This is a genomic window from Belnapia sp. AC561, assembly GCF_979252845.1.
The window spans coordinates 160,193-175,744 of record NZ_CEEDBP010000008.1 but is presented as its reverse complement, the minus strand read 5'-3'; the positions used below and the strand labels follow the sequence as shown (position 1 = coordinate 175,744).

The following is a 15,552-nucleotide window of genomic DNA, read 5'->3' as shown; positions in this document are numbered from 1 at the left end:
CCGGGCTGCCGCCCGCGTCTATGGGGCGGGGCTAGGCGGCGCCGGCGACCGGCAGCCGGGCCAGGCCCTCGGGCGTCAGCGCCCGCAGGAAGGCCTCGCCCCAGCCTTCCGGCGTCGTCCCGGCGATGGCATCCCAGGCGGCCTGCCAACGGTCCCGCCGCTCGGCGAGCGGCATGTCGAGCGCCCGGTGTAGCGCCTCCGCCATGCCCTCCGCATCATGCGGATTGACCAGCAGGGCGGAGCTGAGCTGCGCCGCCGCGCCGGCGAAGCGCGAGAGCACCAGCACGCCCGGATCGGCCGGGTCCTGCGCCGCGATATATTCCTTGGCGACGAGGTTCATGCCGTCGCGTAGCGGGGTCACCACGCCGACACGGGCGAGGCGCATGAAGGCGGCCACGGTATCCCGCGCCTGCGGCCGGGCCAGCAGCCGCAGCGGCAGCCAGTCCGGCTCGCCGAATTCGCTGTTGATGGCCCCCGCGGCACTGTCCACCTCGGCGCGCAGCCGGCGATAGGCGGCGACATCCTCGCGGGAAGGCGCGGCGATCTGCAGCATGGTCGCGCTGCGGGCCGGGCGGCGGGCGATGGTGCGGCTGAAGGCCTCCAGCCGTTCCGGCAGGCCCTTGGTCGGGTCCAGCCGGTCGACGCCGAGCAGCAGGGCCTGGCCGCGCAGGGACTTGGCCAGCAGGGTCGCCGGCTCCTCCCGCGCCTGGGTTGCCGCCGTCGCGGCGAATTCCCGCGCATCGATCTCGGCCGGGAAGACGCCCAAACGCACCGGCCGGCCGGCCATCTCCATCATCTGGTCGCCGATCCGCTCGGCGCCGGCGAACTCGATCGCGGTGGCGGCGAAATTGTCGCGGTCGGTCGCGGTCTGGAAGCCGATCAGGTCGGCCTCCAGCAGATCCTGGATCAAGCCGCGGATGCCGGGGGCGACGGCCACGGCCTCAGGCCCCGGGAAGGGCACATGCAGGAAGAAGCCGGTCGGGTTGCGCACGCCCTGGCCGCGCAGCGCACCGGGCAGCGACATCAGGTGGTAGTCATGCACCCAGATCCGGTCGTCGTCCCGCAGCAGCGGCGTCAGGCAGCGGGCGAAGCGCCGGTTGACCTTGCGATAGGTGTCGAGGTCCTGGCGACGGAACTGCATGAGGTGCGGCAGCGCATGCAAGGTCGGCCAGAGCACCCCGTTGGAATAGCCGGTATAGTAGCCGGCGTGCTCGGCCTCGGTCAGGTCGAGCGTGGCATAGCCCACGGCGCCGCGCTGGGCGAAGCTCGGCGCGGTGGTGGTGCCGGGCGGCCGCTCCGTCACCGCGCCGCTCCAGCCGAACCACAGCCCGCCCCGGCGCTGCATCAGGCCGAGCAGGGCAACTGCAAGTCCACCCGCATGCCCGGCATTGCCCGAAGGCACCGGCACCCGGTTGGAGACGACGACGATCCGGCTCATCCCACCTCCAGCAGCGCAACCGGCAGGCGGGAGAGGACATCCGAGAGAGGCAGTCGATCTCCCTCGAGCATGGCCCCGGTCAAACCGTCCCGCCACCGCTTCGCCACAATGTGACGCGGCAACACGAGTTCGGTTCCGCCCCATTCCGCCACCGGCACGAGCGGCAGCTCCGCCTGCCCCATCAGCGCCGTCGGCAGGCGGGTGGCGACGGCGATCACCACCCCCTCCTTGTGGACGCGGGCGAAGGCCAGGACATGCGCCGCCTGCGGCCCTTCCACCGTCAACGGCAGGTAGTCGCCTGCCGCGAAGACCGCCGGATGGGCGGCGCGCATGGCGAGGCAGCGGGCCAGGATGGCCTGCTTCACCCGCCCGTCCCGCCAATGCCCGAGCAGCGCCTCGGGCGCCTCGCCGGATTCCAGCGCCGCCATGCGGGCCGGAAAATCGACCGGGGTCCGGTTGTCCGGGTCCACCAGGCTGAGGTCCCAGAACTCGGTGCCCTGATAGAGGTCGGGCACGCCCGGCGCGGCGCAGCGGAGCAGGGTCTGCGCCAGGCCATTCACCGCCCCGGGCAGGGCGAGCCGCCCGGCGAAGCCGGCGATCTCCTCTCGCAGGTGGCTGGCGCGATCGGCCGCCATGCAGGCGAAGACGAAGTCGCGGCAGGCCGACTCGTACTCGGCATTGGGCACCGCCCATTCGGTCCGGCGCTTGGCCTCGCGCAGCGCCTTCTCCTGCCAGGCGACGACGCGTTCGAGGAAGGCATTCACCCCCTCCTCGTCCTCCGGCGACAGGCCCAGCGGCCAGGCGCCGACCAGGGTCTGGTACAGCATGAGCTGCGCGCTCATGCCCGGCGCGGCGCCATCCTCCAGCTCCTTGCGGAGCTGCGAGTTCAGCCGGGTCCAGCGCTGCACCGCGGCGGCCCATTCCTCCGGGATTTCGGACAGCACCGCGAGCCGGGCGCGGACATCCTCGCCCCGCTTGTGATCATGCGTCGCCGTCGCCAGCAGGGCGCGGGGAAAGTTCTTGGCCCGCGCCCGGGCCGCGCCGTGGAAGCCGCCCGGCGTCACCGCGAAGCGGGCGGGGTCGGAGCCAACCTCGTTGCGCGAGATCAGGCGGCCGTAGCGGTAGAAAGCGGTGTCCTCGACGCTCTTCGCCGCGACCGGGGCGGAAAGCTGCTGGAAGCGCACCGCGGCGGAAAGTCGCTCGCGCCGCAGCGCCGGGGCCAGGGCCCGCGGCGGCTCGCCGCCCAGCCAGCCATCCAGGAGGTCCAGCAGCGGCCGGTCCGCCGCGCGGATGGTGCGGCGGGCACCGGCCAGCGCCCAGTCGAGGATGCGCTTGTCCTCGGCATTCCGCCCGCCGGTCGAGATGTAGATCCGGTAGAGCGGGAAATGGACCAGCACCTCCACCAGGGACCGGCGCAGCGCCGTCAGGGTGAAGTCCCGCGTCACCAGGTCCCGGCTGGCGACGCGCTTCAGCGCCGCGGCGGTCGCGTTCAGCTCGGAGGCGAGGTTGTCGCGCAGGATCTGCCGCCGCGCCTCGCGCGCCTCGTTCTCGAAATGCCCGGAGCGCCCGGTATGCTCGACCCAGAGCGCGGTCAGCGGCTCCTCCCCCGCCGGGTCGTGCAACACGCCGCTCGCCTCATCCATGAAGTCGTAGCCGGTGGTGCCATCCACCAGCCAGTCGGTCCGGAGCGATTCGAAGGGCGCCAGGATCTTCTCGACCCAGACCAGCGGCGGCTGGTCCGGCCGCACCGCCTGCATCCGGCGATAGAGCTTGCGGCAATAGCCGCGCGGATCGGCGAGGCCGTCGATGTGGTCGATGCGCACGCCGTCGATGGCGCCCTCGGCATAGAGCTTCAGGATCAGCTCATGCGTCGCATCGAAGACCTCGGGCAGCTCGACGCGCAGGCCGGCGAGCGAGGTGATGTCGAAGAAGCGGCGCCAGTTGATCTCGTCCGCCGCCGCCCGCCACCAGGCGAGGCGGTAGTGCTGGCGTTCCAGCAACCGGTGCAGCCGGTCCCGCCCGGCGTCCTCCAGCGGGTCGAAGGCCTCCAGCGCGGCATGCAGCCGGGCGGCGCCGGCCGCATCGGCGGCGAGGTCGCGCAGCTTGGCATGGCCATCGGCGGCGGCGGCCCGGGCGGCGACGCGGTCGCGCAGATGCAGGCCGATCCGGCCGAATTCCTGCGCCAGCTCCTCGAGCGCCGGATCCCCGGCCCCACGCAGGACATGGGTGTAGTGCTGCGGTGCGATCGGAAAGCGATGCTCGAAATACTGCGCGTAGAACTGCCCGGTCTCGGCATCGAAGCGCAGCGTCAGGTCGCCGGAGGGCAGCACCTCGCCGTAGGACGCGCCGAGGAAGGGCGCCAGCATCCGGTTGTGCAGCGTCCGGTCGGGCGGCTCCCAGTCGATGTCGAAGAAGCTGGCGTAAGGGCTCTGGCGACCCCATTCGAGCACGTCGAGCCACCAGGCATTGTCGGCCCCGCCGACGCCCATGTGGTTCGGCACGATATCGAGGATGAGCCCGAGCCCGGCCTGCTTCAGCGCCGCGACCAGCCGCTCCAGCGCCGGCTCGCCGCCCAGCTCCGGGTTGATCCGGCCATGATCCACGATGTCGTAGCCATGGGTGGAGCCGGGCCGCGCCTTCAGGATCGGCGAGGCATAGAGGTGGCTGATGCCGAGGCGGGCGAAATAGGGGATGAGGGGGACGGCGTCATCGAGGGTGAAGCCGGCGTGGAATTGCAGTCGCGCGGTCGCGGTCAGCGGAATGGGCATCAAGTTCCTCGTGGCCGGGCGCTGGCGAAGGCCTCGATGCGACGGGCGACCTCGGGCGCATCGAGCAGGGTGGCGGCATCGCCGGGCAGGCGGCGGCACCAATTCGGGTGGCCCTCCACCGTGCCCGGCAGGTTGGGCTGTTCCGGCAGCGCGAGGGCATCCTCGAGCGGCAGGATGGCCAGCGCGCAGGCAGCGCTGCCGACCTGGGCGATGGCGGCATCGACCGCCGCCTCGCCATTCCCGGCCGGCGGCTCCGGCGCGGTGGTGGCGCCGCTAGCGCGGAGAGCAGCCCACAGCGCCTTGCGATCCACCGCGCGACGGGCGACCTCGGCATCCGCGGCCGCGTCGTCGGGGAAGAGCGAAAGCTTGCGGCGCCACTCGATGTCGTTGCCGCCCCACCAGCCGACGATGGTCGGCAGGTCATGCGTCGTCGTCATCGCCGCGGCATCGGGCGACCAGCCATGCGGCGGGCGATAGGCGCCATCCGGCTCCTGCTCGAACCACAGCACGCGCATGCCGAGGATGCCGGCATCGGCCATGCGGCCCTGGAAGCCCTGCGGCAGGGTGCCGAGGTCCTCGCCGATGACGATGGCGCGGTGGCGATGCGATTCGAGCGCCAGCAGCCGCAGCATGTCCTCGATCGGGTAGCGGAGGTAGGCGCCCTCAGCCGGGCCCATGCCCTGTGGCACGACCCAGAGCCGGGCGAGGCCCATCGCATGGTCCACCCGCACGCCGCCGGCGTGGCGGAAGGCGGCCCGCAGCAGCTCGCGGTAGGCGCCGAAGCCGCCGGCCCGCATCTCGAGCGGCGAGAAGGCGGTCAGCCCCCAGTCCTGGCCGAGCGGGGAGAAGATGTCGGGCGGCGCGCCGACCGTGACGCCGGGCAGGATCTCCCGCTGGCGCGACCAGGCATGGCTGCCGCCGCCATCGGTGCCGACCGCGAGATCGGCGATGAGGCCGACCGGCATCCCGGCCTCCCGCGCCGTCTCCTGCGCCGCCTGCTGGGAGGCATCGGCGAGCCACTGGCAGAAGGCGTGGAAGGCGACCTCGCGCGCATGGTCGCGGGCGAAGCGCTGCATGCCGGCGGAGTGCGGGGTGCGGTATTCCTCCGGCCAGGACCGCCAGTGCCACAGGGCCGGATCGCCGCCGTAGAGATGCGCGTGCAGCGCCTCGAAGCGGGCGTGGTCCTCCAGCGCCGGGCCGGCGTCGCTGCGGAAGTCGACGAAGCCCGGGTGGTCGGCGTGGTGGTGGAACAGCGCGCGCAGGCGGGCGAGCTTGCGGCCGGTCGCCTCGGGCCAGTCGATCAGCCCTGCCGCATCGGTCAGCTGCGCCGGCTGCGGGCCGAGCGCGGCGGAAGGGTCCGCCAGCAGCACGTTGCGCATGATGCGGGAGGAGGGCGAATAGGGCCCGTACTTGTTGGGGTCCGCCGCGAAGAGCGCATGCGCCGGGCTGACCGCCAGCGCGGTGGCGCCGCGCTTCCCGGCCGACCGGGCGAGGTCCGCCACGCTGCCGAAATCGCCGATGCCGTCGTCGCCCGGCCGGCGCAGCGACGGGATCTGCGCCGCCAGCGCCCAGGCCGCACCGCCACGATGCACCTCGGCCCCGACGTCGTTCAGGGTGAGGCAACGGGGCGGCGCTGCGGCGATGGTGGTATGCCCGCCATCGAGGGTGAGGCGGTGGTAGCCGGGGGTGGAGACCGCAGGCAGCCGCGCCTCCCCGCCCCAGCCTGCCTCGAGCCGTCCCTCGATGCGGTCGCCGCCCTCGATGTCGAGGGTATAGCGATGCCCCGGCGACGCGCCCGGAATGGCCAGGCCCTCCGGCCCGATGGTCATGGTCAGCAGCGGCGGCAGCCGTTCCGCCAGGCGGCGGAGCCCCAGCATGGCCTCTTCCGCATCCGCCGGCAGGCCCTGCGCGGCCAGCACGGCCCGCAGGGTTTCCGCACCGACCGTCTGCGTCTCGCCGTGCACGTCCTGCCAGCGCGCGGCGATGCCGGCAGCCTCTGCCAGCGTCTGCAAGGACTCGTCCGAATTCATCCCGGCCCCTTCATCATCGGCCCATCGGCGGTCGCGCGCGTCTCGGGCGCGGCGATCAGGGCCACGGTGCAACGCGCCGGAAGCGAACCGGTGCCCAGCGACGCCGCGCCACCGGCAAGGCTTTCGAAAATCATCTTGCCCTGTGCCGTGCAGGACACGGGTTCGGGGCCGAGGTTGCAGGCCAGCGTCAGGATGCTGTCGTCGCCGAGCCGCCAGCGCGCCAGCACCGCCGCATCGCCCATCGGATGCGCACCGAGCGACCGCGCGCCCGGGAGATGCGGAATGATGCGGTCATGACGCAGGGCCAGCAGCCGGCGATGGGCCGCAAGGATGGCATCATGCGGCGGCCGCTCCGCTTCCGCGGCATCGGGCATCGAGCTGCCATAGGTATCCTGCGCATTCGGGTCGGGGATGCGGGCGCGCTTCTCGGCATCCTGGAAGGCGGCGAACTTGGCGAATTCCTTGCGCCGCCCTTCCCGCACCAGCGGCGCGAGCTCGTCGTTATGGTCGGTGAAGAACAGGAACGGCGCGGTCGAGCCCCATTCCTCGCCCATGAAGAGCATGGGGATCTGCGGCGAGAGCAGCAGCAGCCCGGTGGCCGCGGCCAGGGCATCCGGGTTGGCCAGAGCCGCGAGCCTTTCGCCGAAGGCACGGTTGCCGACCTGGTCGTGGTTCTGCAGGAACAGCACGAAGGCGGTCGGCGGCAATTCGCCGGAAGGCTCGCCGCGCGGCGCCCCGAGATGCGGCGAATGCTGGCCCTGGAACAGGAAGCCCTGCTCCAGCACGGTGGCGAGCTTGGCCGCGCCGGCGTCGGAGAAATCCTCGTAGTAGCCCTCGCGCTCGCCGGTCAGCAGCGGATGCAGGACATTGTGGCCGTCGTCGTTCCACTGCGCATCGAAGCCGCCCTTCGGCCGCAGGTGGTGCGCGGCGTTGTTCTCGTTCTCCAGCACCAGATGCACCTGGCGATCGGGGATCTCGCGCCGGACGCGGGCGGCGAGGTGATCGAGCCAATCGGCCTCGGCGATGGCATGCACGGCATCGAAGCGCAGGCCGTCGAAGCGATACTCGTGCAGCCAGAACAGCGCATTATCCTCGAAGTAGTCGCGCACCGGCTGCTGGCGGAAGTCGATGGCGGCGCCCCAGGGGGTATGCACGCCCTCGTTGAAGAAGCCCTTGGCATAGGCATGCAGATAGGCGCCGTCGGGGCCGAAGTGGTTGTAGACCACGTCGAGGAAGACCATCAGTCCATGCCCATGCGCGGCATCGATCAGCGACTTCAGCGCCTCCGGCGTGCCGAAGGAGGTGTCGGGCGCATAGGGCAGCACGCCGTCGTAGCCCCAGTTGCGGCCGCCGGGGAAATCCGCGATCGGCATCAGCTCGACCGCGGTGATGCCGAGCGACTTCAGCCGCGGCAGCGCCGCCTCCACGCCCGCGAAGCCGCCCATCGCGCCGGCATGCACCTCGTAGATCACCGTCTCATGCCAGGGCCGGCCGCGCCAGTCGCCGTGCCGCCATTCATGCGCCCGCGGGTCGAGGACGATCGAGGCATCATGCACGTCGCCGGCCTGGAGACGGGAGGCCGGATCCGGCACCGAGAGGTCCGGCGAGACGCGGAAGCGGTAGCGCGCGCCGGGGCGGACCGGCGCCTCCAGGCCATGCCAGCCATCGGCCTCGGCCTGCATCGGCCGCGGCGCCTCGCCCTCGACCTCCAGCGTGACGGTGGTGCTGTCCGGTGCCCAGAGGCGGAAGCGGGTGCCGCCCGTCTCCAGGACCGTTGCCCCCCAGGAGGTGGGCTGTGCGAAGCGAGTCATATCGGCAACCTCACGGCAAGCAGGACGACCGAATGCGCACCGACCGACACGGCATTGCCCGAAAGCGGATAGTCCTCCGCCTCCGGCACGGCGGTGTCGAGCACGACGGTCCAAGGAAATTCCGGCGGCGGCAGGGCGAAGTCATGCGCGGCGCCATCGGCATTCAGCCGCAGCAGGGTCGCATCGACGCTGCGGTCGGGCGCGGCCGTCGCGCGGCGGAGCGCCAGCGTCCGCGCTTCCGGCTCGTTCCAGGCATCCGGCGTCATGGCCTGGCCATGCTGGTCGAACCAGGCGATGTCGCTGAGGCCGGGCCGCACCTCGGCGCCGCCATGCAGGAAGACGGCGGGGCGCAGCGGCGGCAGGCGGTGCCGCAGGGCGATCAGCCGCGCGGTGAAGCGCTGCAGCGCCTGCGCCTCCGGCCCCGCCGCGCGGTCCCAGTCGACCCAGCTGATCTCGTTGTCCTGGCAATAGGCATTGTTGTTGCCGGCCTGCGTACGGGCCAGCTCGTCGCCGCCCAGCAGCATGGGGGTGCCGGCGGAGGCGAACAAGGTGGCGAGCATGGCGCGGGAGACGGCGGCGCGCGTCGCCCTGATCGCCGGATCGTCGGTCTCGCCCTCGACACCCCAGTTGTTGCTGTGGTTATCCAAATGGCCGTCGCGGTTGTCCTCGCCATTGGCCTCGTTGTGGCGCTGCTCATAGGCATTGGTGTCGCACAGCGTGTAGCCGTCGTGGCTGGCCAGGAAGTTGACGCTGGCCCAGGGCCGGCGACGGCGGCGGTCGAACAGCTCGGCGGAACCGGTGAGGCGCGCGGCGAGGTCGCTGCGGGTGCCGCTGTCGCCCCGCCAGAAGCGGCGGACGCCGTCGCGGTAGCGGTCGTTCCATTCGGCGAAGCCGGGCGGGTGGTTGCCCACCTGGTAGCCGCCGGGGCCGATGTCCCAGGGCTCCGAGATCAGCTTCACCTTCGAAAGGCAGGGGTCCTGGCGGATGGCGTCGAAGAAGCCGCTGCCCTGGTCGAAGCCGCCTGCCTCGCGCCCCAGGATGGTGCCGAGGTCGAAGCGGAAGCCGTCGACGTGGTAGTGCTCAACCCAATAGCGCAGGCTGTCCATCACCATCTGCAGCACGCGCGGGTGGTTGATATTCAGCGTATTGCCGGTGCCGGTATCGTTGATGTGGATACGCGCATCATCCGGCATGAGCCGGTAGTAGGAGGCATTGTCGAGCCCGCGCCAGGACAGCGTCGGCCCCATCTCGCTGCCTTCGCAAGTGTGGTTGTAGACCACGTCGAGGATGACCTCGATCCCGGCGGCATGCAGGCGGCGGACGGCGACCTTCAGCTCGTTCCGCATCCAGGGCTCGATGAGGTAGCGCGGCTCCGGTGCGAAGAAGCCCAGCGTCGAATAGCCCCAGTAGTTCTTCAGCCCCTTCGAGACCAGGAAGCGGTCCTGCAGGAAGGCATGGATCGGCATGAGCTCGATCGCGGTGACGCCGAGCTTCTGCAGGTGGTCCACCACGCGTGGATCGGCGAGGGCCGCGAAGGTGCCGCGTTCGCGCGGGGCGATGTCGTCGCGCAGCATGGTCAGGCCGCGCACATGCGCCTCGTAGATCACCGTGCGGTCCCAGGGGACGCAGGGCGGCCGGTCGTCGCCCCAATGGAAGCTGTCGTCGACCACGACGGATTTCGGCATGGCCGGCGCGCTGTCGCGGCGGTCGAAGGTCAGGTCGGCGCGCCCGGCCCCGACGCGATAGCCGAACAGCACGTCGGACCAGCGCACCTCGCCCGAGAGCTGGCGCGCATAGGGGTCCAGCAGCAGCTTGTGCGGATTGAAGCGATGGCCCTGGCGCGGCTCATAGGGGCCATGCGCGCGGTAGCCGTAAAGCTGACCCGGGCGGGCTTCCGGCAGATAGCCGTGCCAGACCTCGTCGGTGCATTCCGGCAGCGGCAGCCGGGCGATCTCGCGCCGCCCGGCGGGGTCGAAGAGGCACAGGTCGATCCGCTCGGCATGCGCCGAGAAGACCGCGAAGTTGACACCGAGACCATCCCAATTCGCCCCTAGCGCGTGAGGTCGGCCGGGCAGCAAACGCGTCGGGACGGGCGGCATATTACCCCTTGGCCGTGAGGATCAGCACCGAAAGCGGCGGCAGCAGCAGCGAGACGGATTGGGCGAAGCCATGGCTCGCCACCGCTTCGGCCGTGACCGAACCACCGTTCCCGTTGTTTGTTCCCCCGTAGGTGGCGGCATCCGAGTTCACGACCTCGTGCCATGCGCCCGCTTCCGGTACACCGATGCGATAGGCGTAGCGCGGCACCGGCGTCATGTTGCAGACGACCAGCGCCGGCGGATCGCCCGCCTCGCCGAAGCGCAGATAGGCGAAGACGCTGTTGGCGCGGTCGTCGCCGACCACCCAGCGGAAGCCCTCCGGCGAGGCGTCCCGACGATGCAGCGCCGGGATGGCGCGATAGGCACCGTTCAGGTCATGCACGAGCTGCTGGATGCCGCGGTGCCGGGCATCGTCGAGCAGCGCCCAGGGCACCGTGCCGTCGTGGTTCCACTCGGCGGGATCGGCGATCTCGATGCCCATGAAGACCAGCTTCTTGCCGGGATGCGTCCACATGAAGGAGAGATAGGCGCGCAGGTTGGCGAATTTCTGCCAGGCGTCGCCCGGCATCTTCCCGAGCAGCGAGCCCTTGCCATAGACCACCTCGTCATGGCTCAGCGGCAGGACGAATTTCTCGCTCCAGGCATAGACCAGCCCGAAGGTGAGCTGGTCGTGATGGTACTGCCGGTAGACCGGATTCTCCTCGATGTAGTGCAGGCTGTCGTGCATCCAGCCCATGTTCCACTTGTAGGCGAAGCCGAGGCCGCCGTCGGGGACGGTATTCGTCACGCCGGGCCAGGCGGTGCTTTCCTCCGCCACCACGATGGCGCCCGGGCAGCGTTCCGCGACGACGGTGTTCAGCTCGCGCAGGAAGGCGACCGCCTCGAGGTTCTCGCGGCCGCCATACCGGTTCGGAACCCATTCGCCGGCGTTGCGCGAGTAGTCGCGGTAGAGCATCGAGGCCACCGCATCGACGCGCAGCCCATCGACGTGGAACTGCTCCAGCCAGAACAGCGCGCCGGCGAGCAGGAAGCCCCGCACCTCGTTGCGGCCGAAGTTGTAGATCGCGGTGTTCCAATCCTGGTGGAACCCCTCGCGCGGATCGGCATGCTCGTACAGCGCGGTACCGTCGAAGCGGTACAGGCCATGCGCGTCGGTCGGGAAATGCGCCGGGACCCAGTCGAGGATCACGCCGATCCCGGCGGCATGCGCCTGGTCGACGAAGTGGGCGAAGCCGGCGGGCGAGCCGAAGCGCGCGCTCGGGGCGAATTGCCCGAGCGGCTGATAGCCCCAGGAGCCGCCGAAAGGATGCTCCATGATCGGCATGAATTCGAGATGGGTGAAGCCCAGCCCCTGCACATAGGGGATCAGCCGATCCGCCAGCCGGTCCCAGTCCGGCGCCTCCCCGGTCGCATCGCGCCACCAGGAGCCGGCATGCACCTCATAGACCGCCATCGGCGCATCGGGCGCCTGGCGTGCGGCGCGGCGCGCCATCCAGTCATCGTCGGTCCAGCGGAAGGGCGTCGGGTCGATGACGCGGGAGGCCGTCGCCGGCGGCAGCTCCGTCGCCCGTGCCAGCGGGTCCGCCTTCAAGGGCAGCACCGAGCCATCCGGCCCGACCAGCTCATACTTGTAGCTCAGGCCCGGACGCAGCCCGGGGATGAACAATTCCCAGACGCCGGCCTCGCGCCGCAGCCGCATCGGATGGCGCCGGCCATCCCAGTTGTTGAAGCTGCCGACGACCGAGGCGCGTCGCGCATTGGGGGCCCAGAGGGCGAAGCGCACGCCGGCGACGCCATCCACCTCCATCGCCTGGGCGCCGAAGACCTTAGCGAGTTCGAAATGCCGGCCCTCGGCGAAGAGGTGCAGGTCGAGCGCGCCGAGCAGGAGGCCGAAGCTGTAGGGATCCTCCGTCTCCTGAACGCTGCCCGGCCAGTCGATGCGCAGCCGATAGGGCACGGTGCGGCTGACCTTGCCGACGAAGAGGCTGCCGCCGGAGACCGGCTCAAGCCGGCCGATCTCCTCCCCGCTGTCGCGCGCCAGCACGCTGACCGCGCGGGCACCGGGTTGCAGGGTCCGCACCTCGTCGCCATGCGGGCCGAGGATGGCGAAGGGATCGCCGTGCTGCCCGGCGAGAAGGGCGTCCATTCCGTCGATCATGCGGTGATCCGATCAGCCAGGGCGGCGAGGCCGCGCAGGGGAATGCCGATCCAGGCCGGACGATTGGCGGCCTCGTAGCGGATCTCGTAGCCGGCCTTCTCCAGCAGGAAGAGGTCGAGCAGCGCCGCCTCGGCACCGGCCGGCACCCAGGGGTTCTCCGCCGCATGCTCGACCGTGCGATAGGCCTCGAGGAAGGACCCCGCGGCCTCGCGCTGCCAGCGCTGGAACAGCGCGGCACGGCGTTCGATCGGCGCCGCGGTCGCGGCACCGGAAGCCTCGGTCGCCACCGCCACCGCCGCCGCATAGTCGAAGCTGCGCAGCAGGCCGGCGACGTCGCGCAGGGGGCTGCCCTTGGCACGGCGTTCCTCGAGCGAACGCGCCGGCTCGCCCTCGAAATCGACGATCACCGCATCGCCCTGGGCCACCAGCACCTGGCCGAGGTGGAAGTCGCCATGCACCCGCGTCTTCAGCGCGCCATCGGCCGAGAGCGCCAGCTTGTGCGCCGCATCCCGCAGCGCGCCGCGCATGGAGACCAGCTTCGCCGCGACCGGCGCCAGATCCTCCGCCAGGTCGCGCTGCTTCGCCAGCAGGTCGAGCGCCGGCTCGAGCTGTTCCAGCGCGCCCTTCGCCCAGGCCAGGCGATCGGCTTCGGTCGCCACCTCCGGCGTGAAATCCGGATTGTCGGTCGGCCGGGCCAGGGCCGCATGCAGCTCCGCCAGACGCTGGCCGAGGGCGGAGGCGAAGGCGAGATAGCCGGCGAAGGCATCCTCGGCCGCATCCTCGGTGAGCACCGCCTCATCGACCGCGCGGTGCAGCCAATCCTGCGTCCAGCCCCAGCCATCGCCCTGGTTGCGGACGAAGCCCTGGGCCAGCATCAGGGTGAAGGGCGTGCCATCGGGGGCGATGCGCACGACCTCGCCCAGCAGCGGCGCGATATTGGCGAAGCCGGCTTCCGTCAGGTAGCGCGTCACCTCGGCTTCCGGATGGATGCCGGCATTGATGCGGCGGATGATCTTCAGCACCACCTGCTCGCCGTAGATCAGCGAGGAGTTGGACTGCTCGGCCGAGAGGCGGCGGATTTCCGGCGCCTCCGGCATCGCCACCTCGGCGAGGCGCGAGGTCGCGTCGAAGCGGATCTCGCCATCCTCGGTCGGCAGCCGCAGCCCGCTCTGCAGCGCCTGCATCACCGCGGGCGGCATGCGGTCATCGGCGAAGGCATCCGTCAGGAAGCCGACGCGGCGCACCTGGCGCAGCCGCGCCAGGGCGAGCTGCGACGACAGCGGGCCGCTGCCCTCGGTATCCTCGACGCCGGCCAGCGGCAGGGCATAGCGCTCGGTGCGGCCCGGCAGCTGCACCTCGACCTCCGCCATGACGACGGCGCCCTTGGCCTCCGGCAGCGAGGCGATCGCGCCGATGCGGATGGCCTCGATCTTCTCGCCCTTGGCGGCGAACCAGCGCCGCTTCGGCAGGTATTCCGGCAGCACGAGCTGTTCGAGTTCGCGGCGCACGGCCGCTCCGAGGAGTTCTTTCACGTCGGCCTTCAGCACGAGGGTGCGGAGATCGGGCAGCGGTTCCGGGGATGGCGTATGCCAGGGCGGCAGCGCCTTCTCGGTCGCCAGCACGAACCAGTAGAAGCCATAGGGGGGAAGGGTCAGCAGGTAGGGAAGCTGGCCCACGGGGGGGAAGCTGGTGCCGCCGAGCATCTCCACCGGCACGCGGCCGGCGCAGGCCGAGAGATCCAGCTCCACCGCCTGCGCCGCGCGGGAAAGGTTGAAGACGCAGAGGATGGTGTCCTCGCCCTCCTCGCGCAGATAGGCCAGCACCTTGCGGTTCGCCGGATACAGCAGCTTCATCGAGCCGCGGCCGAAGGCGCGGCTGCGCTTGCGCACCGCCAGCATCCGCCGCATCCAGTTCAGCAGCGAATGCGGGTCGCGCGCCTGGACCTCGACGTTGACGGCCTGGAAGCCGTACATCGGGTCCTGCAGGGTCGGCAGCACCAGCGCCGCCGGGTCGGCCTTGCTGAAGCCGCCGTTGCGGTCGGGCGACCATTGCATCGGGGTGCGCACGCCGTCGCGGTCGCGCAGGAAGATGTTGTCCCCCATGCCGATCTCGTCGCCGTAGTAGATGACCGGGGTGCCGGGCATCGACAGCAGCAGCCCGTTCATCAGCTCGATCCGGCGGCGGTCGCGCTGCAGCAGCGGCGCGAGGCGGCGGCGGATGCCGAGGTTGATGCGGGCCCGCTTGTCGGCGGCATAAGTGGACCAGAGGTAGTCGCGTTCCTGGTCCGTCACCATCTCGAGCGTCAGCTCGTCATGGTTCCGCAGGAAGACCGCCCACTGGCAGCCCTCGGGAATGTCCGGCGTCTGCCGCAGGATATCGGTGATCGGGAAGCGGTCTTCCTGGGCGATGCCCATGTACATCCGCGGCATCAGCGGGAAGTGGAAGGCCATGTGGCATTCGTCGCCCTGGCCGAAATACTGCTGGGTATCCTCCGGCCACTGGTTGGCCTCGGCCAGCAGCATCTTGCCGGGGAAGGACTGGTCCACCTTGGCGCGGATGGTCTTCAGGACCGCGTGGGTCTCGTCGAGGTTCTCGTTGTTGGTGCCGTCGCGCTCGACCAGATAGGGCACGGCATCCAGGCGCAGGCCGTCGACGCCGATATCCAGCCAGAATTTCATCACGCCGAGCACCTCGGCGACGACGCGCGGATTGTCGAAATTCAGGTCGGGCTGGTGGCTATAGAAGCGGTGCCAGAAATAGGCCTTGGCCTCCGGATCCCAGGTCCAGTTGGACTTCTCGGTATCGACGAAGATGACGCGGGTATCCGGGTACTTCTGGTCGGTGTCGGACCAGACGTAGTAGTCGCGCGCGGCCGAGCCCGGCTTCGCGGCGCGGGCGCGCTTGAACCAGGGATGCTGGTCGCTGGTGTGGTTGATGACCAGCTCGGTGATGACGCGCAGGCCGCGGGCATGGGCTTCCCGCACGAAGCGCTTGGCATCGTTCAGCGAGCCGTAGCTCTCGTTCACCGCGCGATACTCGGCGATGTCGTAGCCGTCGTCGCGCAGCGGGCTCGGGTAGAAGGGCAGCAGCCAGAGCGTATCGACGCCGAGCTCGGCGATGTAGTCGAGCTTCTGCAGCAGGCCGGCGAAATCGCCGACGCCGTCGTCATTGGCGTCGAAGAAGCTCTTGATGTGGAGCTGGTAGATGACCGCGTCGCGGTACCAGTGGGGGTCCTGGGGAAGGGTCAT

7 protein-coding genes are annotated in these 15,552 nt (G+C 70.6%); all 7 read right to left on the bottom strand.

Features of this window, described 5'->3' with window-relative positions; genetic code table 11:
- Positions 1–31: 31 nt before the first annotated feature.
- Genes AC0IW9_RS09505 through treS form a run of 7 tightly spaced genes read right to left on the bottom strand, consistent with a single transcriptional unit; the run spans position 32 to position 15,552 of the window.
- Positions 32–1,438 carry an alpha,alpha-trehalose-phosphate synthase (UDP-forming) gene (locus AC0IW9_RS09505; protein WP_471647991.1) on the bottom strand — a complete coding sequence of 469 codons (1,407 nt, stop codon included), beginning with the start codon at positions 1,436–1,438 and terminating at the stop codon, positions 32–34.
- Complete coding sequence (treY, locus tag AC0IW9_RS09500; RefSeq protein WP_471647990.1) at positions 1,435–4,206, bottom strand: malto-oligosyltrehalose synthase; 2,772 nt, start codon at positions 4,204–4,206, stop codon at positions 1,435–1,437. Before treY ends, AC0IW9_RS09505 begins: the two co-directional genes overlap by 4 nt.
- Positions 4,206–6,236: a 4-alpha-glucanotransferase gene (gene malQ, locus AC0IW9_RS09495; RefSeq protein ID WP_471647989.1), complete on the bottom strand. Its 2,031-nt coding sequence runs from the start codon at positions 6,234–6,236 to the stop codon at positions 4,206–4,208. The genes treY and malQ overlap by 1 nt, the downstream gene beginning before the upstream one ends.
- Positions 6,233–8,047 (bottom strand): malto-oligosyltrehalose trehalohydrolase, encoded by a 1,815-nt coding sequence (gene treZ / locus AC0IW9_RS09490; protein ID WP_471647988.1) that lies wholly within the window; start codon positions 8,045–8,047, stop codon positions 6,233–6,235. Before treZ ends, malQ begins: the two co-directional genes overlap by 4 nt.
- Entirely contained in the window at positions 8,044–10,146 is a 2,103-nt protein-coding gene (glgX, locus tag AC0IW9_RS09485; RefSeq protein WP_471647987.1) for a glycogen debranching protein GlgX, read from the bottom strand. The genes treZ and glgX overlap by 4 nt, the downstream gene beginning before the upstream one ends.
- A gap of 1 nt (position 10,147) precedes the next feature.
- Positions 10,148–12,304 carry a 1,4-alpha-glucan branching protein GlgB gene (gene glgB / locus AC0IW9_RS09480; RefSeq protein WP_471647986.1) on the bottom strand — a complete coding sequence of 719 codons (2,157 nt, stop codon included), beginning with the start codon at positions 12,302–12,304 and terminating at the stop codon, positions 10,148–10,150.
- Positions 12,301–15,552: a maltose alpha-D-glucosyltransferase gene (treS, locus tag AC0IW9_RS09475; RefSeq protein WP_471647985.1), complete on the bottom strand. Its 3,252-nt coding sequence runs from the start codon at positions 15,550–15,552 to the stop codon at positions 12,301–12,303. Before treS ends, glgB begins: the two co-directional genes overlap by 4 nt.